This window comes from Pseudoalteromonas sp. P1-8 (genome assembly GCF_001399985.1).
Taxonomy (GTDB): Bacteria; Pseudomonadota; Gammaproteobacteria; order Enterobacterales; family Alteromonadaceae; genus Pseudoalteromonas.
Genome location: NZ_LJSO01000011.1, coordinates 16,101 through 33,691, shown reverse-complemented (window position 1 = coordinate 33,691; position 17,591 = coordinate 16,101). Strand labels below are relative to the sequence as shown.

The following is a 17,591-nucleotide window of genomic DNA, read 5'->3' as shown; positions in this document are numbered from 1 at the left end:
TTTTGTTTCTGTATTGTCTATAAACCATTGCGTGTTATGGTAGTTCTAAGTGTTAAAACAGGGATTTAAAATGGACTTACGGTTAATTATAAATGGCAAAAAAGCGGCTGATGAGCAGCTTCGTGACGCCATCGGTCAATTTCGAACTAGTCAGCAACTTGCGGTGCGTGTTACCTATGAAGGCGGTGACATTGAGCGCTTTATCAATGAAGCCGTGGCAGAGGGTGTAAAACGTGTTGTAGTAGCTGGTGGTGATGGCACCGTTAATGAAGCCGTTAATGCATTAATGAAACTGGAAAAGTCACAACGTTTAGAGCTTGCAATTGTACCTATGGGCACAGCGAATGATTTTGCTACAGCCGCTAATATTCCTCACGGGTACTTGCCAGCACTGAAACTTGCCGCAGATGGTCAGCCGCATGCAATTGATACGGTAGAGGTTGATAAGCGTTATTTTGTGAACGTAGCCAGTGCTGGCTTTGGGGCAAAAATTACCGCAACCACACCGCCTGCACTGAAAAACTTACTCGGTGGTGGGGCGTATACCTTGGCTGGTCTTGTACAAGCGCTGAGTTTTGTACCTTACAGTGGCGAGTTAACGCTGCCTGATGGTGAACGTACTTCGGGCGATATTATTGCCGCTGCCGTATGTAATGGCCGCCAAGCGGGCGGTGGCCAGCCACTTGCGCCACATGCGTACATAAATGATGGCTTGGTTGATTTAGTGGCGTTTACATCATTTGCAATTTCAGATGTACCAGCGGTTATCGAAGAGCTAAGTAACTATCCTAATTCATCACAACAATGGGTAAAACGCTTTCAAGTGCCTTGGCTTGAATGGCAAACACAAACAGAAATGCCAATAAACTTAGATGGCGAGCCAATCACCTCAAAACAACAGCGTTTTGAAGTGCACGCTGGCGCGCTAAACATGGTGCTACCAGACGCTTGCCCAATGCTAAGATGAAAAATTTTGATGTTACTCGGTTAGCGCTGGTTTTGCTAAGGCCGCAATGCTAGATTACTTCTGTAAAAATTAAACTCTCACGCAATGGACTTTAATTTTTAACAGTTTAGGTAATTTGAATGAATCAAACAGTGGAACAAACAATGAAAAAAGTAGGATTAGTCGGTTGGCGGGGCATGGTTGGCTCTGTGTTATTAGAACGTATGCAGCAAGAAAATGATTTTTCTAATATCGACACGACTTTTTTCACCACCTCACAAACCGGTCAATTAGGCCCTGATCTTGCTGGCCCTGCTAAACCGCTTTTAGATGCCAATGATATCGCTGAGCTTGCGAAGATGGATATTATTGTTACTTGCCAAGGCGGTGACTATACCAAAGCCGTTTACCCGCAATTACGTGAATCAGGTTGGCAAGGTTACTGGATTGATGCGGCATCGGCACTGCGTATGAGTGACGACAGTATTATTGTGCTAGATCCGGTAAATAAAGACGTTATCAGTGCGGGCTTAGAGCAAGGTGTTAAAACCTATGTGGGCGGTAACTGTACCGTATCACTTATGCTATTAGCCCTAGGCGGTTTATTTGAACAAGACTTGATTGAATGGGTAAGCCCAATGACATATCAAGCGGCTTCTGGTGCAGGCGCACGCAACATGAAAGAGTTAATTGCGCAAATGGGTGCAATTCACGAAACAGTGGCAGACAAGCTTGCAGATCCAAATGCTGCGATTCTTGAGATTGATAAGTTAGTCACCGAAAAAATTGCCTCAAGCGATTTACCGCAAGACCAGTTTGGTGTGCCTCTAGCCGGTAGCCTTATCCCTTGGATTGATGTACCAATGCCAAGCGGTCAAAGTAAAGAAGAGTGGAAAGCGCAAGTTGAAGCAAACAAAATTTTAGGTAGCAGCGAACAACCTGTCCCTGTTGATGGTTTATGTGTTCGCATTGGCGCAATGCGTTGTCACTCACAAGCGATGACAATTAAGCTGCGCAAAGACATTAGCGTTGAGAAAATTGAAGAAATTCTTGCTTCTCACAATGAGTGGGTAAAAGTGATCCCGAATGATCGTGACATTTCAGCTACAGATTTAACCCCTGTAAAAGTAACTGGCACGTTGTCTATTCCGGTAGGTCGTATTCGTAAATTAGCGATGGGCCCAGAGTATATCAGTGCGTTTACGGTTGGTGACCAATTGTTATGGGGTGCAGCTGAGCCACTTCGTCGCATGTTACGCATTATTGTTGATGGCCAACATTAATCACACATCTCAATATTAAGGCTAGCAGTTTGCTGGCCTTTTTTAGCACTAAAGGAAAGTAATGCACACCCCTAATAAATGGAAAATGACACCAGAGCGAGTATCGCAGTTTATCAAAACCTACAGCTTTGCTCTGATGGTTGATAGTGAGTTTGAGGCAACTCATTTACCTTTAGTTTATAAACCCGATGAGGGCGAGTTTGGTACTTTATATGGTCATGTGTCTCGGGCTAATCGTCACGGCAAAAGCTTGCAAGGTACCCGTGTATTAGTGGTTTTTAATGGGCCGCATAGTTATATTTCACCGACTTGGTATAGTGAGAAGCCAGCTGTATCGACCTGGAACTACGCTGCGGTGCATGCCAAGGGCAAAGTAGAATACCTCAATCATGAAAACACCTTAGCCTGCCTAGATGAGTTAATTAGCCAATACGAGCCAAGTATTTTAAACGACACCAGCTTATTGCCAGCTGATTATCAAGCCAAGTTACTTCGTGGCATTGTTGGTATTAAAATCGAACTTGATTCAATTCAGGCAAAAGAGAAGTTAGGCCAGCATAAATCGGCAGCGGATCAACAAGGTGTTGTAACAGGGTTAAAATCAGATAAACACCCAGATGCCCAAGCCTTACTTAGCTATATGCTTAAACATGAAGTAGGAATAGGCAGCTAATTTGCATCCCGCAAATGCTGCCAATTGGTTGGAAAGTATCAAGCACTGCTTTGTTAAAAGCATGTTAACTACTAAAACTAAAGTTAGTACATTCCATGTATCTGTCAACTAAATGTCATATTTAGAGACGGTAAGTTTCGAGTTAAAGCAATCTTAGAAGATATGTAAAACTGATTGATTTTATTTATCCTAATCTACTTTGCACCGAAAAAATAAACACTTAATTATTTGCCGAACTTCCAAGCCCTCACTATATTTTCTTAAGTGCTTAGTTGGAAGTTGGCTATGAACATTTCAAAAAAATTAAAACTCGCCTTTGCGTCAGCCATTGCGCTGCCACTCATTATCATTGCTGTGCTTGTAATTACACAAACAAGACAGCAAGCCCTCGATAGTTTTGCCGAGCTTAGTGAAAGAGAAGCAAGACAAGTCGATAATGGTATCAGTATGTTTTTTGCCGAAATTGAAAAAAACGTCGATTACCTTGCTTCCCATGCCGCTATCTTAGATGCCAAGCAAGGTGTTAAAACCCATATGCAGTCACCTAGTGCAGAAAAGCTTGATCATTTAAGTGGTAGTAACATCGAACAAAACGCCTTTAGTTTGTTTGATCACTTTGGCGCCACCCACCCGGGACTTGCATATATTTATATGGGTAATGAGCAAGGCGGTTATATTCAATGGCCAGAGGGGGAAGTTACAGCGAATTATGACCCAAGAGTAAGGCCTTGGTACGAAACAGGCAAAGCAGCAGATGGTAAAACGGTAAGAACCAATGCCTATTATTGGGCAGCCGATGACATGGTAATTGTTTCTACTGTTAAAGCGATTAAACAAGCAGGAGAGTTTATTGGTGTGCAGGGCATGGATGTATCCTTGCAGGGCCTTACCGATATTATTGCGAACATTAAACTTGGTGAAACTGGCTATTTAATGTTGATTGAAGATAGTGGCAATGTACTCGTTGACGTTAAAAATGCTGATTACAGGTTTAAACATTTAGCACAAGTCAATAACGGAAAATACAAACAGCTCGCTGAGAATAATCAGGGGCAATTTGAAATCGACATTAATGGCAAAGATTACTTAGCAAATATTTACACCTCGCAAAAACTAGGCTGGAAATTTATAGGTTTAGTTGAAAAATCTGAAGTGATGAGTGCTGCAAACGCAATGACGATTACCATTTTAGTCATCAGTGCTATCTTGATTGCTGTGTTCATTTTAGTTGCTAGCTATATTTCTAAATTAATTTCTGCACCTATTGTTGAAGTAAGTGATGGTCTTACCGAGATATCGCAAGGTGGTGGTGATTTAACTAAACGTTTAGTGATTAAAACACGCGATGAAACGGCCAAACTGGCTAACAGCTTTAACTTATTTTTGAATTTAATATCGGATTTAGTCACGCAAATTAATGATTGTGCGCAAAATGTTAGTGATACCTCAGCGCAAACATCATCACAGGCGGCGCAATTATCTGGCTCAACATCACAGCAACAACAAGCCCTTGAAATGGCGGCCACAGCAATTAATGAAATGGCAGCGACTGCTAATGAAGTATCTGCTAGTTGTGCCAATGCAGCCGAGCTTGCATCGCAAACACAACAGGCTTCTGAACTTGGGCAAAGTGTTATATCTGAAACGGTTGATAGTGTTGTGTCTTTGTCTGAGGTGATAACCAAAGCAACCCAAGATATAAACCAACTCGACGCTGAAAGCGAAAACATCATGTCGATATTAAGCGTGATAAGAGGCATTGCAGAGCAAACCAATTTGTTAGCCTTAAATGCAGCAATTGAAGCGGCGAGGGCAGGCGACCATGGTCGAGGTTTTGCGGTAGTTGCAGATGAGGTGCGTGCGTTATCACAAAGAACCTCAGAATCAACAGAAGAAATAGCAAGTCAGTTAGATACGTTACGTAAAATGTCTGATCAAGTGTCAAAAGAGATGACAACCAGCTTAAACCGTACAAACAAAACAGTTGATCTAGCTCATTCAGCACAGCAACAATTTAGCGAAATAACCGCGTCCATCGTCAATATTAGCGATTTAAATACACAAATTGCCACTGCAGCCGAAGAGCAACAGCATGTAGCCGAAGACATTAACCGCAATGTGGTTGAAATTAAAAATGCGGCAGATGATGTAAGCGAAATTGCCGATAGTGCAAGAGGTAATGGAGAGAAACTAAACCTGTTATCGAATACACTGACTGATTTAGTGGGTAAATTTAAAGTGTAAGTGAGGCATTATTGAAACATTGTTGCTATTTGTTTTTAAGTAGACTTACGAGCTGGATCAATTTATCAAAAAATAATTACCCGTTTTAGGTTCTAGGACTTGATTTGATAATACAATATGATTAAGTTTTAACAGCAACCAACAACACAGTAATGAGCTATGCAGGGAAGAACATTCAACTTTAACAAATTGCCACTTATTGTTTGTTTACTAATGTTCTTTCTAACCTGCGTTTTTCATGTGTCTGTAAGTTATTTTCAGGTAAGACACCAAAAGCAATTTTCGAACGTTTTATTAAATAAGGCTGAGCATATCTCTGCAGATATCTCATCAGCAATAAATGCCGCTTCACAGATATCATCTCGTCAATGTAACACTCAAACCATTAATAAATTACGGGTGATTTTGGCCAATTATGAATACGTTCATGATCTAGGTTTAATTAGAAAAGGTAAGGTTAAGTGCTCTGCAAATTGGGGTAAGTTAGACAAAACAACTTTACTTACTCAGCAATTATATAATTCATCTTCAGGGTATGATTTTGCAGCAGAGGTTGCTGGTGTTTTTCCGGTAAAAACAAAGTATGACGTCACTAAACGTGACGATATCATCGCATTCACTGTAAACAAGCCTTTTAAACATATTGATGAATTAAACAAGCACTTTGAATTTAAAATTATTTCTAAAAATAAAGAGTATGTTTTTCATCACTATGAAACCCAATATCAATTTAACAGCAAAACATTATTGCCAACTCAACAGGTAGAAACGTGTAGTACACAATTTTCTTATTGTGTTGTCACTGAGAATAATCGCCCAGGTATTTTGTATTTCCCGCTGTACATATCTGTATTGATCATATGTATGCTTGGTTTAATTAGCTTTTTAATAGCGTATTCTTTGAGCTCATATTTTGATATACAAAGCTCCATGGAATTCAGACTTCGAAGGGCAATCAAAAATGCACAGTTGTATCTTGAGTATCAACCAATCATAGATGTTAAAACTAACAAAATAATTGGTGTTGAGAGTTTAGTCCGCTGGAAAGACGAAATACATGGCCAGGTTTCACCGGAACTATTTTTAGGTGTTGCTGAGCAGTTATCTTTGTATCCTATGTTGGCCTATGAATGCGCGACGAAGGCCCTTCAAGAATTAGCACCAATTATGAAAACCGATCATGGTTTTTCTGTCGCAATTAATGTTAATGCATATGAAATTGAAAACCCCGAGTTTTTAGATTACTTACATCAGTTTTGTAGTAAGTATGAGCTAAGGAATGAGCAAGTAAAGATAGAGATCACAGAGCGCATTGGCCTGCCATTAACTTTATTAGCTTGCTTCGCTTTAAAGGCTAAAAAATATGGCTTTAAAATAGCGCTCGATGATTTTGGAACCGGGGTATCTAACCTTGTGTGGCTTACAGAAATCAACTTTGATGTAATCAAGATAGATAAGGTATTTACCCAATCAATTACAGATGGTGTTAAGCAAAAAATGATTTTGGCGATAATGTCATTAGTCTCAGAGCTCAACCGAACTGTTATCTTTGAAGGGGTTGAAACTGAGGACCAGTACAATTTTATCGAGAGTCATAACGAGGATTACCAAATACAAGGTTGGTATTTTTATAAATCATTGTCTTTGCAAGAGTTACAAAATGCTTTGGTTGGTAATGACAATGCTCAAACGCTCTAGACTTATTTTGCTGTTACACATTAGTATGTAACCGGCAATCGCTGTAGAACAAAATGGAAAACAATGAAAGTAGACAATGTGACCGCTGAAGATTATCCAGAGCTACTTGATGTGTGGGAAAACTCAGTACGAGCGACTCATGATTTTATAACAGAAGACGATATAGCCTTTTTTAAGCCAATTATTATTGAGCAAGCTTTTCCCAACGTAACTTTAAAGTGCATTAAGGATGACCATCAGGCAATTTTAGGCTTCGTTGGCGTACATGAGTGCAAAATAGAAATGTTGTTCATTTTAGATGCCGCAAGAGGTAAGGGGATAGGTAAAACACTCTTGAACTATGCGGTTGAGCAATTAGCTGCTAACAAAGTAGATGTTAATGAGCAAAACCCACTTGCAGTGGGGTTTTATCAGCATATGGGGTTTAAAGTTGCCTCACGCTCGCCATTAGATGATATGGGCAAGCCTTTTCCAATATTGCACATGGAGCTCGTGTAGGAATGACTGCAGCCGTGTAGGTCGTCAATAACCGTAAACCATAAATATTCGGCGTTAAAACGCCTCCTACAAACTTTCACTTACTTTACTCTCGCACCTCGAAGCTCGCTAACTTCTCTTTTAACGCGCTAAAGCACGACCTACAAACGCGCGAAACAAGTTTCACGCCTACGAAAGAAAACATTAGGCGCTAGGATTCAGGGTCTGGGACGCGATGTAAAATCACTGCTACCTGTTCGCCGTTGAAACGCCTCCTACAAACTTTCGCCTTGTAGCTTGCTAACTCGCTAACTTTCCCCTTAATCGCGCTAAAGCACGACCTACAAGAGCACGAAACAAGTTTCACACCTATACGATGAATCCCGTAGGAACGGCTTTAGCCGTGAATTTAGATGTTCGCCGTTGAAACGCCTCCTAGAAACTTTCACCTTGTGGCTTTCTAACTTGCTAACTTTACTCTCGCAACTCGCTAACTCATAACATATCTTTTGCTTAATTTAATGAACGCGATATGCTGAAGCAACGAATAAAGCACTTCATGGGAGTAGCAAATGAATCTCAATCAGGTGACGTTACCTGTAAAGGATATGAATGAAGCGGTGGCTTTTTACTTAACATTGGGAATGATTCAGATTGTGGATACCCCGCATTACGCACGCTTTCAATGCCCAGATGGTGATGCCACATTTTCCTTGTCATTAGAAACTGAAGATTATAGTAATAGTGCGGTAATTTATTTTGAACATGAGCAGCTCGATGAGCTCTACGCAAGCCTTGTTGAAAAAGGCATTAGCTTTGAACAGCCGCCAACAGCCCAGCGTTATTTATGGACAGAAGCAATTTTAAAAGACCCATCAGGGAATAAAATTAAATTGTATTGGGCGGGAGAAAACCGCTTAGACCCACCATGGAAGGTAGAAAAGAGAGGATGATATGTAATGAATATTACAGCAAAAGTTACTTTCTTAGTCATAGAACGCCCGGCTCATGCATTTAGATATACAGGAAGTGGTTGTTACCCTCGAATTTCATATTTGAACCGTGTCGATACCAGCTGTAGACTTATTTTTGAAGAGGGTAAAGAGTTCTTTGATGGAGAAACTGCTGATATATTTATAGAAGTATTGGATTCATCCGCTCATCAGAGCATGTATATTGGTATGCCTTTTGAATTGTTTGTATGTCATACAAAAATAGCAGAAGGCCAGATATCAAGCTTATTTTGAGAGTAATTAATGAATTTAAATAAATGCTTTGAGGTTAAATGAAGGGCTTAATGACATTAAAAAGAATTGTTTGGTTGGTGCTTTTTTTATTACTCAGCTTCGAATCATTTTCAGCTTTTGCTTGTAATTGTGGGTATTCATTAGAACATTTTTACGAAAAATCTAAGTCAGTTCACTTAATCAAGGTCACAAATCTAAAACTAATAAAAGCCTCTGAGACTAATAACGTTAAAGTTGATTTTGATTTAACTGAGACTCTATCAGCTAATAAATCTATAGCTAAAAATATATTGCTTAAACCAGGTGGTTGTACACCAAGTTTGATGCCAGGGTTTGCATATGTAATTTTTATTCCGAAAAATAAATCAACTGAAACATTTATAAATAAATGCACAGGCATTATTGAATTGGGTTTGCTAGAGCATCCAGCTGCACAAGAGCAAGTGAAAGCTATAAAAGAAGAAATTATCGAGTTGGATCGTAAATTTTCAGGTTGAGTTCGATTGCAAAAAGCTGCTTCATATTTGTTGGTTTTAAAGTAGAAGCGCTAGAGTCTAGGTCCTAGCGCCTAATATCTAAAAGCTATTATCTAAAAACTTTCTACTTTTCTTTCAGTAATTGTTTTAGTTCAGCCATTTCAGCTTGAAGCTGAGCAATTTGCCCTTTGGTTGCTGGCATGTCGGCATCAGATGTTTGCTCTTCACGGGCGTTACGATGTTCTTCAGACATAACTTCTAATATTGCACCAACCATCATGTTTAAAAATACAAAGGCTGTTAAGAAGATAAACGTTAGGTAGAAAATCCAGCTGAGTTCATACACAGCCATCGTTTCATACATAACATATGTGTTATATGCGTATATATTTGTTGACGAACTGACGGTTGGCTTGCAAGTAATTGTATTCTTAGATTAAATAACAAAAAAACCTATAACCTTATTTTGTCAACATTACTTTTTGTTGACGTATCATCTAAAATTCATAGCAACAAAATACTAATAAAGATGTTTTGTTGACAAATAATTAGCACATTGTTCTCATCAAACTGAAGAGTAAGTTTTGCTAACTTTTAAAATACTTCAGAACTATACTGTTTAAGTTTTTTAATTGATTGCTCTGAGATGATCAGTTCTTCGAAGCCATGAATCTCAAGCTCTTTATGGTTAAACTGACCAAAGATCCCCATTATCTTATCACTTGAAATACCTATTTCACTTGGTGCTATATCACTAAAAGAAGAGAGGCTTTCATCAAAATTAAATGTTGTTTCATCAATGATGATAGTGTGTTTAGAAGAATTAGCTACTTTTTGATTATTGTCATGAGTGATCTCCTCGTAGCTTTCGATTAACTCAGATGCCTCTGTCATGATCTCTTCATCCATTTGAACAAATTTTACTTTTGCTAATTCATCGGGAATGTCTTGTGCCGCGCGATAAGCATACTCAACAAGATTTGGCTCCGCTGGGATAAATAAAATTGCCTGCTGGTTTGGTGCATCAGTAATGCGCAAAATACGCCCCATTACTTGACGGTAATTCATTTCTGTTTTCACATTTGAAAGATAACAGCACACCTGAAGTCGAGGGATGTTGGTGCCTTCTGATATCATTCCAACACTGATAATCCACTTATCTTGATTATATCTAAAACCTCTAATGAGATCTTTTCCGTTGCCTTCATCACTCGTGACAACAACAGCACTTTCTCCAATAGTCTGTTTCAAAATTAACTGTATTTGCCAAGCATGATCAATTGATGACGCAACGATTAGCGCACCTGCTTCTTTATTAGTGGTTCGAAGTTCGTTTAGTTTTTTACTGGAATGGATTAAAAGTTGCTCTATTACGTTTGTGTTAGTAACAATCTTAGAGTATGGAATCATTGATTGTGTTAGAAGATCTATGAAGCTTGTGAAGTGACTCGTTTCATCACCTTCAACTACTGTAATCTGATCATTATCAAGTGCGATTACTTGAGGAATTCGGCACACATTGTCAGCTATCGCTTGTTTTAAACCATATACATAATCACATTGTATTTGTTTTGACTCATTACAATATTCAGCTAATACGATAGGCAGTGCGTCGGATCGCCAAGGTGTACCAGTTAGTGCGATTGTGTAAGCCGCTTTTTCTTTAATAGTTGTTATGATCTGCTTTCCCCAAGCATTAGCATCTTTTATATTTGAGCCTGCACAATGGTGGATCTCATCGAAGATCACAAACACGCGATACTTTTTAAATAAGCGCCATACCTTTTTATCTAGAGTGTTTAATGCCTGATAAGTAAATGAATTACCTAGTGCACCAATTGTGCCGTCAAAGTGCGTTTCGAATTGTTCAGCTAATGCTTCACTAAAATCATGTGCGACAATAGAAGAAGGAGAAAAACATAAAACAAGATCAATATCATTTTGATCATATAGTAATTTAGCTAATACTGACGCCATAACAGTTTTACCCGCACCAGGAGTAGCAAGTGCTAAAAAATGCTTATCTGTTTTATATTTAAAAATTGCCGAGTTAATACACTCAGACTGCCAATTCCTTAGTTTCATTAATTAATTCTCTTCAGTTGATTGAATAAGTTCATTTAAGGCTGCAATCTTACCTTTTAGAATATAGTTATTTTCCTGCGTTGCCATATAACGTCCTTTTAAATCGTTGAGCCTTTCAGGGCATATGTCTTTCAAAGCTACATACTCTTTTATTGCTCCCAAACCTTCTAGTAGTGAGGAGTTATATTGATTCAACCGTTTAGTGAGCATTTGTGGGTAACTGAGAGTTGAACTTTCAAATGTTTCTTCGTGTGATGTTAGTTCTAGCATTGTCTTTAATGCTACATAATCAAATAACTCAGTCTTAGAATATCTGGAAAGTCCTTTCTTCTTAGTTGTGTTTCTTACTAGCCAGCCTCTTCTGATCAATTTTAAAAGTTCATCGTAAACGAATCGACGTGATATAGATGGATCAAGATCTGCATCATTTTTTATTGCTATATATGCAGTTCTAATTTCAGTAGCAGTGAAATTATTGATGTTTGGCATAGACAGAATTTGGATAACAGATTTATCTAGTTCGAACTTTTCCATGCATAAACCTCAAAAAAATATAATAAATAACGGTGTATATGCGTATATGCATTTTTTATGATTATATGCAATCGTGTAAATCAACGCAATGTGGGATATTTATCTTTTGTGTCTGAGATATTCTAATGAGTGATTTTGCGAAAAAATTAGGTAAAAATATCAAGATGATGAGAGTCATGAAAGACAATAATCAGGCTGAATTATCATTTATGTCTGGCTTGGATCAAAGCTATTTAAGTCGAGTTGAGAACGGCACAGTAAATGTTACTGTCATTAAGTTATGTTGTATAGCCAAAGCACTTGACTGTAATTTGGATGAATTAGTCCCAGAAATTGATGAAAGCTAGGAGGTAATAGAAGTTAAAGTGACACACTTCGTATGTAGTTGAAAATTAATCTATAGGGCTGTAACACTAATTAACAGTTAAATTTATTTCAATTAGTTAACTATAAAAAATAGTGCTTCTTTAATAGTTATTAATACACAATTTCTTGTCTGTGAGATTATTATAGTTATCGCAAGAAGCAGAATTAATGCATTACCTTTAAAAGTATTATTCTCACTCAATCACTTATCAATAATGGTGAACGGGTATCGTTATTTTCTAATGTTTTACAACTTACAGTATGTTTTCTAATGATTCACTAACAAAGCACATCAAAGTTAGTGAATAGCTTAAGATCAGGTAGTTTATTAGTAGCCACCTTACAAATAATGACAAACTTGCAATGTTAGAAACATCAACAATAAAGTGCCAGTGTAAATCTAAAACGGCAATGTGCACTAAAGCACTAACAGAAAGAAGCTGAATTCTACAGGCTATGCAACTTGAATGATAAAAACGCAAAACTATTGAATTAATTACTCTTTTATTTTTATCCTCATTCCTTTTTAGATCCAATATCTCATTGACTCCGTATTATGGGCTAAATAAGTGATAATATGAGTCCTTAATCTGCCATATCTTTACTTTTAGTATCTACTATCTAAACTATTGATTCCTAATGCTCAAATTTTGAGTTGACTCTTAAAGGGAAACACCTCAATGTGGTTTTCAAATAAAAAATTGTTATCTGAAATTGCTTATCTTAAAGAGCAAACTGCTGAGTATGAAAATATTAAGCAGGAACTGAAAGAAGAGATGCTGTATTTTTTATTAAGTAAAAGTGGGCATATCCTAGAAGCAAATCATCGTTTTGCTGCGGCAATCGAAATTGAATTTGAGGACTTAAAAGGGGCAAGCATTGAAAGCTTGATTTTAAAAAAGTCATTAAATAAACCTCATACACAAAAATTCTTGTCAGCACTTAATAAAACTAACCATTGGCATGGTGCTTTACAGCTAAAAACAAAAACTGATAGAGAGTTGTGGCTTAGAAGTATTGTTCAACCTGTAAATGATGATATAGCTATTTTCTCATCTGAACTCACTCGTACTATATCTCATTCGAGAGATAAAGAAGATATGCTTGCAGCTCTTAGTCGTTCATCAGCTGTAATCGAGTTTACACTAGATGGAATAATTCTGAGTGCTAACGATAATTTCTTAAATGCTATGGGATACTCTAAAAGTCAAATATTAGGTAAGCACCATAGTATCTTTTGCGATCCTGAAGAGGCAAATTCAAGTTCCTATAAAGAGTTCTGGTCAAAGTTAAAGGATGGTCGCTTCATCTCTGATCGTTTTAAAAGAATAGATAGTTATGGCAATGAAGTATGGCTTGAAGCTTCTTATAACCCTATCCATGACGAAAATGGAGATTTATATAAAGTTGCTAAGTTTGCGACAGTTATTACTGAGCAAATGAGAAGAGAGCAAGCTATTTCAGAAACAGCTGGCATTGCCTATGATATCTCAAAACAAACAGACTCTGATGCAGAAAATGGTTTAGGTGTTGTAAAGCAAACCATCTCAACTATGAATGCGCTTTCTAAGAAACTTGAAACTGCGAGTGAAGGCATTAATAAACTTGATGTACAATCAGCAAAAGTCTCTCAGTTGGTTGAAAGTATTAAAGGAATAGCAGATCAAACTAACTTATTAGCACTTAATGCTGCAATTGAGGCTGCAAGAGCCGGAGAGCAAGGACGTGGTTTCTCAGTTGTTGCTGACGAAGTAAGACAATTAGCCTCAAGAACGAGTTTAGCTACAGAGCAGATAATTAGTGTAGTTGCTGAAAACAAACTACTAACACAGGACGCTGTTACAAAAATTGAAGCTAGTTTAGTAGAAGCCAAAGAAGCTTTGGATTTATCTAATAGTGCAGGTAATGTAATCGATGATATTCAAAAAGGCGCAAAAGAAGTCGTTGAGGCGGTAGGCCAATTTAAAACAAACCTTTAATAGGACTTCCCAAATTTAGCTATTACCACTTGAAAGAGACTGAACAATACGACTAAAACAAGTCAGTCTCTCAGTTATAAATTTCTCTATCGAGTATGGCAAAGCGAGCAACAATGCTTACACCCGTCGACATTTGAATATTTGGTTTTTGCTTTCTCTACTGCACCTTAGCAACTATGAAAGAAACCTAAATAAGTGCGGTCTGTTATCAAGTTGAAGTACGGGCTGGACTCTGTATGTACTTCATGCTCACCTGTGTTTTGGGCGTTATCGTTAATGTAATAGTGTTCCAAAATTCCTCCCTAAATTATCCATTTTGTTTTATTACAAAGTTAATAGTATTACTTACACATTAAGTAAAAACTAGCTAATAATTCAAAAAGCACCAGTTTAATATTCAAAAAATAATATTTTAAGACTAATAAAAAAGTTGGTCGCAAATTTGATGTTTTAGCGTTATTGTTAGTAGGTACAAAGTATTGTGGGGACCCTAAATGGACAATTGCAGTGTTCTTATCATAGATGATGAAGAGATTAATACATTACAGCTAGAGCATGCTTTAGACGGAGTCGGAAATATTTCAACTTCTAACAACAGCTCTGAAGCAATACTGCTGATTGAAAAAATTAGACCAGACATTTTGATTCTTGATTTAGAAATGCCTAAAGTCAGTGGTTTTGACATTTTAGAAGTGATACAGCAAAAGCCTACTTTGGCACATATTAGAACTGTTGTTATTACGTCTCACAGTGATCCTGCGATAGAAGAAAAAGCATTATCTTTAGGCGCGATAGACTTTATTTCTAAACCGCTAAACCTCAGACTCTGTCGAATTCGTATTGAAAATCATATAAAAATCAGAACGCAAGAAAAGGTATTACAGCTAACACAAGAAGAACTATTTGCTGAAAAAGAGCAGTTGAGAATTACGATAGATTCGATTGCAGATGCAGTTATTTCTACTGATAAAAACGCAAATATTGTGTACATGAACCCTGTAGCACAAAGACTAACAGGATGGTCACAAACTGCAGCAAAAGGTCGCCATATTGAAGAAGTCATGAAGTTATGCGACGCGACAACTAAAATACCGTCCATTAATCCTTTATCTGTTGCTTTAAAAGAAAATAGACCTGTCGCCATGGCTTTAAATACACAGTTGATCAGTAAGCAAGGAATTGAACATCGAGTTGAAGACAGCGCAGCTCCAATTCTTGATAAAAACCATAATCAATGCGGCGCTGTTATGGTATTTCAAGATGTGAGCGAAGCCTTAGCTATGTCGATGCAGATGACATATCTATCTCATCATGACCAATTAACATCATTACCAAATCGAGTATTACTTCACGATAGACTCACGCAGGGTATTGCTAGGGCTGCTTTTAATGACACTAAGTTAAGCTTGATGTTACTTGATCTAGATAAGTTTAAGTTTATTAATGATGCCTTAGGTCATCATGTCGGTGATGAGATTATCGCACATATTGGTCACAGCTTGGACCGATTCGCATGTAACGATATTACAGTCGCACGTGTTGGGGGGGATGAATTCGCACTCGTTGTTCCTCACTCGGCTAATTCTTTAAGTTTAGAGCCACTGGTTAACCAGGTTCTTAATGTTATTGGTAAGCCTTTCAGGTCTGGTGGTGAGCAGCATATTTTGTCTGCTAGTTTAGGTATAAGTGTGTACCCTGATGATGCATCAAGTGTAGAAGAAATGCTTCGTCATGCAGACTCTGCAATGTATAAAGCCAAAAACGAACCTGCAAACAGTTACTTTTATTTTAGTGATGATTTACAGGTTGAAATGAATAGGCGTCTTGAGGTTGGAAATAAACTTAGAAAGGCATTAGATGAAGATGATCTCGACGTTCATTATCAACCTAAATATGATTTAAACACTGACACACTGATTGGTGTAGAAAGTTTAGTTCGTTTAAAAGATGGGCAAGGTGGCTTTATTTCTCCTGTTCACTTTATTGAATATGCAGAAGAAACGGGGCTTATTTTTCGCTTAGGAGAACAAGTTATTGAAAAGAGCTGTATTGCAGCGAAAACTTGGCTTGATAAAGGTCTGCCTATTAAAGTAGCAGTAAATATATCTGCTAAACAATTCACAGATACTAAACTTGTAGATACTGTCGCCGAAACTCTTGAAAGAACCCAATTACCAAGTCGTTATTTAGAGTTAGAAGTGACAGAGTCGGCCTTGATTGAAAACTTTGATTATACTGTAAGTCAATTAAAGCTTATCTCTAGTATGGGGGTCAGTATTGCTCTTGATGACTTTGGAACTGGGTATTCCAGTCTTTCATACTTAAGGTTGTTCCCACTAAATGTGCTAAAAATAGATCAGTCTTTTGTGCGCGATATGCTTAACGATGAGCAAGCCCTCAATATTGTAACGACTATAATTGAACTAGCTCACTCTTTAAAACTCCAAATTGTGGCTGAAGGGATTGAAACTTTAGAGCAAAAAGATCGACTGCAAGAGCTTGGCTGTCAAATAGGCCAAGGTTATTTACTTAGTAAACCATTGAGTTTCGATAACGCTGATAAACTAATTCAAACCAGTAAAGCTGAAGGAATATTATGCCCTTAAGTTTAAAACCATTATCACAATGTAAAGTATTCATTGTTGATGATGACGAGATGGTCAGGTTAAGTCTAGGTGTTATTTTAGAAGATCATTTTTTCGTGGATGCATACTCTTCTGGTCAGGCTGTTTTAGAAGCATGTGAGGATTTACTTCCAGATTTGATTTTACTAGATATTAATTTACCGGATATAAGTGGTCTGGATATTTGTAGGCGACTTAAGGCTAAAGCTACATTCGAAAATATCCCAATAATTTTCATCACTTCGACTTACGATACAGGGTGTCAAAATGCATGCTGGGAAGCCGGAGCTACCGATTTTATTGGTAAACCAATCACAGCATCCACGTTGTTACATCGTACAGAAAATCACTTAGAGAATAAGCTTCGACTAGAAAAACTAATAGAGCTTACCTATAAAGATTCATTGACAGGCTTATTTAATCGGCACTATTTAGACCTTGAAGTTGCTAATGTTTTTAAACAAACTTCAAGAGAGAAGAAACCGTTCAGTTTGCTAATGCTTGATCTAGATTTCTTTAAGTTATACAACGATCAATACGGGCACCCGCAAGGAGATACTTGCCTGAAACTAATTGCTGATGTTATTGAGCGTTCTATTCAACGACCTCAAGATATAGCAATACGATATGGTGGCGAGGAGTTTCTTATCATACTGCCATACACTGACTTCGAAGGTGTTAAATTCATATGTGACCGTATATCAACTGAGCTTGAGGCGATTAATATCCCGCATGTTAAGTCTATTTGGGGCCGCGCGACAGTCAGTATCGGTGGGGTTATCTATGAGCACCAAAATAAGGTGAGCTTTGATGAACTGATTAATTGCGCAGATAAAGCGCTTTATGCGGCTAAGGGAGATGGGCGAAACTGCTTTAGGCTAAGCTTTTGTGATTAATTTTGGGTTTTTCTTACTACTTTTTGTAGAACCCTCAGGAACATAGCCTATACTTTGGAGACT

At 37.8% G+C, this 17,591-nt stretch carries 15 protein-coding genes and 2 pseudogenes; 14 read left to right on the top strand and 3 right to left on the bottom strand.

Annotated elements, in window-relative coordinates; all coding sequences use genetic code 11:
* Positions 1-70: 70 nt before the first annotated feature.
* The 9 genes from yegS (at position 71) to AN213_RS14890 (ending at position 9,065) form a co-directional block, all read left to right on the top strand.
* Positions 71-967 carry a lipid kinase YegS gene (gene yegS, locus AN213_RS14930; protein WP_055198998.1) on the top strand — a complete coding sequence of 299 codons (897 nt, stop codon included), beginning with the start codon at positions 71-73 and terminating at the stop codon, positions 965-967.
* Between the two features lie 119 nt (positions 968-1,086).
* A complete protein-coding gene (gene asd, locus AN213_RS14925; protein ID WP_054563808.1) occupies positions 1,087-2,229 on the top strand; it encodes an aspartate-semialdehyde dehydrogenase in 1,143 nt (380 codons plus the stop codon).
* A gap of 61 nt (positions 2,230-2,290) precedes the next feature.
* Entirely contained in the window at positions 2,291-2,902 is a 612-nt protein-coding gene (locus AN213_RS14920) for an FMN-binding negative transcriptional regulator (protein ID WP_055198997.1), read from the top strand.
* Between the two features lie 285 nt (positions 2,903-3,187).
* On the top strand, positions 3,188-5,146 hold the full coding sequence (locus tag AN213_RS14915) for a methyl-accepting chemotaxis protein (RefSeq protein ID WP_055198996.1): 1,959 nt from the start codon (positions 3,188-3,190) through the stop codon (positions 5,144-5,146).
* 240 nt (positions 5,147-5,386) lie between these two features.
* Complete coding sequence (locus AN213_RS14910) at positions 5,387-6,844, top strand: EAL domain-containing protein (RefSeq protein WP_055198995.1); 1,458 nt, start codon at positions 5,387-5,389, stop codon at positions 6,842-6,844.
* A gap of 63 nt (positions 6,845-6,907) precedes the next feature.
* A complete protein-coding gene (locus AN213_RS14905; RefSeq protein WP_055198994.1) occupies positions 6,908-7,342 on the top strand; it encodes a GNAT family N-acetyltransferase in 435 nt (144 codons plus the stop codon).
* A gap of 551 nt (positions 7,343-7,893) precedes the next feature.
* Positions 7,894-8,274: a VOC family protein gene (locus AN213_RS14900; RefSeq protein ID WP_055198993.1), complete on the top strand. Its 381-nt coding sequence runs from the start codon at positions 7,894-7,896 to the stop codon at positions 8,272-8,274.
* A 6-nt stretch (positions 8,275-8,280) separates the two neighbouring features.
* Complete coding sequence (locus AN213_RS14895; RefSeq protein ID WP_054563814.1) at positions 8,281-8,568, top strand: hypothetical protein; 288 nt, start codon at positions 8,281-8,283, stop codon at positions 8,566-8,568.
* A 50-nt stretch (positions 8,569-8,618) separates the two neighbouring features.
* On the top strand, positions 8,619-9,065 hold the full coding sequence (locus AN213_RS14890) for a hypothetical protein (protein ID WP_055198992.1): 447 nt from the start codon (positions 8,619-8,621) through the stop codon (positions 9,063-9,065).
* A gap of 103 nt (positions 9,066-9,168) precedes the next feature.
* On the opposite strand, the pseudogene AN213_RS14885 reads toward AN213_RS14890, so the two are convergent.
* The 3 genes and pseudogenes from AN213_RS14885 to AN213_RS14875 form a co-directional block, all read right to left on the bottom strand.
* A pseudogene (locus AN213_RS14885) lies at positions 9,169-9,417 on the bottom strand (ion transporter); the annotation flags it as partial.
* Positions 9,418-9,638: 221 nt separating this feature from the next.
* Positions 9,639-11,129 carry a DEAD/DEAH box helicase gene (locus AN213_RS14880; protein WP_055198990.1) on the bottom strand — a complete coding sequence of 497 codons (1,491 nt, stop codon included), beginning with the start codon at positions 11,127-11,129 and terminating at the stop codon, positions 9,639-9,641.
* A gap of 3 nt (positions 11,130-11,132) precedes the next feature.
* Entirely contained in the window at positions 11,133-11,663 is a 531-nt protein-coding gene (locus AN213_RS14875) for a hypothetical protein (RefSeq protein ID WP_055198989.1), read from the bottom strand.
* Positions 11,664-11,788: 125 nt separating this feature from the next.
* Here AN213_RS14875 and AN213_RS14870 point away from each other — a divergent pair, with 125 nt between their 5' ends.
* The 5 genes and pseudogenes from AN213_RS14870 to AN213_RS14855 all read left to right on the top strand — a co-directional run bounded on the left by AN213_RS14870 (position 11,789) and on the right by AN213_RS14855 (position 17,528).
* A complete protein-coding gene (locus AN213_RS14870; RefSeq protein ID WP_055198988.1) occupies positions 11,789-12,010 on the top strand; it encodes a helix-turn-helix domain-containing protein in 222 nt (73 codons plus the stop codon).
* Positions 12,011-12,709: 699 nt separating this feature from the next.
* Positions 12,710-13,474, top strand: a pseudogene (locus AN213_RS20585) (PAS domain-containing protein); the annotation flags it as partial.
* Positions 13,469-14,008, top strand: a complete 540-nt coding sequence (locus AN213_RS20580) for a methyl-accepting chemotaxis protein (protein ID WP_408002939.1) — start codon at positions 13,469-13,471, stop codon at positions 14,006-14,008. The pseudogene AN213_RS20585 and the gene AN213_RS20580, both read left to right, overlap by 6 nt.
* Positions 14,009-14,502: 494 nt before the next feature.
* Positions 14,503-16,614, top strand: a complete 2,112-nt coding sequence (locus tag AN213_RS14860; RefSeq protein WP_055198986.1) for an EAL domain-containing protein — start codon at positions 14,503-14,505, stop codon at positions 16,612-16,614.
* Positions 16,605-17,528, top strand: coding sequence for a diguanylate cyclase (locus tag AN213_RS14855; protein WP_055198985.1), 924 nt, complete (start codon positions 16,605-16,607; stop codon positions 17,526-17,528). Before AN213_RS14860 ends, AN213_RS14855 begins: the two co-directional genes overlap by 10 nt.
* The last annotated feature ends 63 nt before the right edge of the window (positions 17,529-17,591 follow it).

Bases quoted from the DNA above. Each gene is read 5' to 3' on its own strand.
- AN213_RS14895 (WP_054563814.1), top strand. From the start codon at position 8,281: ATGAATATTACAGCAAAAGTTACTTTCTTAGTCATAGAACGCCCGGCT.
- yegS (WP_055198998.1), top strand. From the start codon at position 71: ATGGACTTACGGTTAATTATAAATGGCAAAAAAGCGGCTGATGAGCAG.
- AN213_RS14860 (WP_055198986.1), top strand. From the start codon at position 14,503: ATGGACAATTGCAGTGTTCTTATCATAGATGATGAAGAGATTAATACA.
- AN213_RS14870 (WP_055198988.1), top strand. From the start codon at position 11,789: ATGAGTGATTTTGCGAAAAAATTAGGTAAAAATATCAAGATGATGAGA.
- AN213_RS14905 (WP_055198994.1), top strand. From the start codon at position 6,908: ATGAAAGTAGACAATGTGACCGCTGAAGATTATCCAGAGCTACTTGAT.
- AN213_RS14855 (WP_055198985.1), top strand. From the start codon at position 16,605: ATGCCCTTAAGTTTAAAACCATTATCACAATGTAAAGTATTCATTGTT.
- AN213_RS14900 (WP_055198993.1), top strand. From the start codon at position 7,894: ATGAATCTCAATCAGGTGACGTTACCTGTAAAGGATATGAATGAAGCG.
- AN213_RS14915 (WP_055198996.1), top strand. From the start codon at position 3,188: ATGAACATTTCAAAAAAATTAAAACTCGCCTTTGCGTCAGCCATTGCG.
- AN213_RS14920 (WP_055198997.1), top strand. From the start codon at position 2,291: ATGCACACCCCTAATAAATGGAAAATGACACCAGAGCGAGTATCGCAG.
- AN213_RS14875 (WP_055198989.1), bottom strand. From the start codon at position 11,663: ATGGAAAAGTTCGAACTAGATAAATCTGTTATCCAAATTCTGTCTATG.
- asd (WP_054563808.1), top strand. From the start codon at position 1,087: ATGAATCAAACAGTGGAACAAACAATGAAAAAAGTAGGATTAGTCGGT.
- AN213_RS20580 (WP_408002939.1), top strand. From the start codon at position 13,469: ATGAGAAGAGAGCAAGCTATTTCAGAAACAGCTGGCATTGCCTATGAT.
- AN213_RS14890 (WP_055198992.1), top strand. From the start codon at position 8,619: ATGACATTAAAAAGAATTGTTTGGTTGGTGCTTTTTTTATTACTCAGC.
- AN213_RS14880 (WP_055198990.1), bottom strand. From the start codon at position 11,129: ATGAAACTAAGGAATTGGCAGTCTGAGTGTATTAACTCGGCAATTTTT.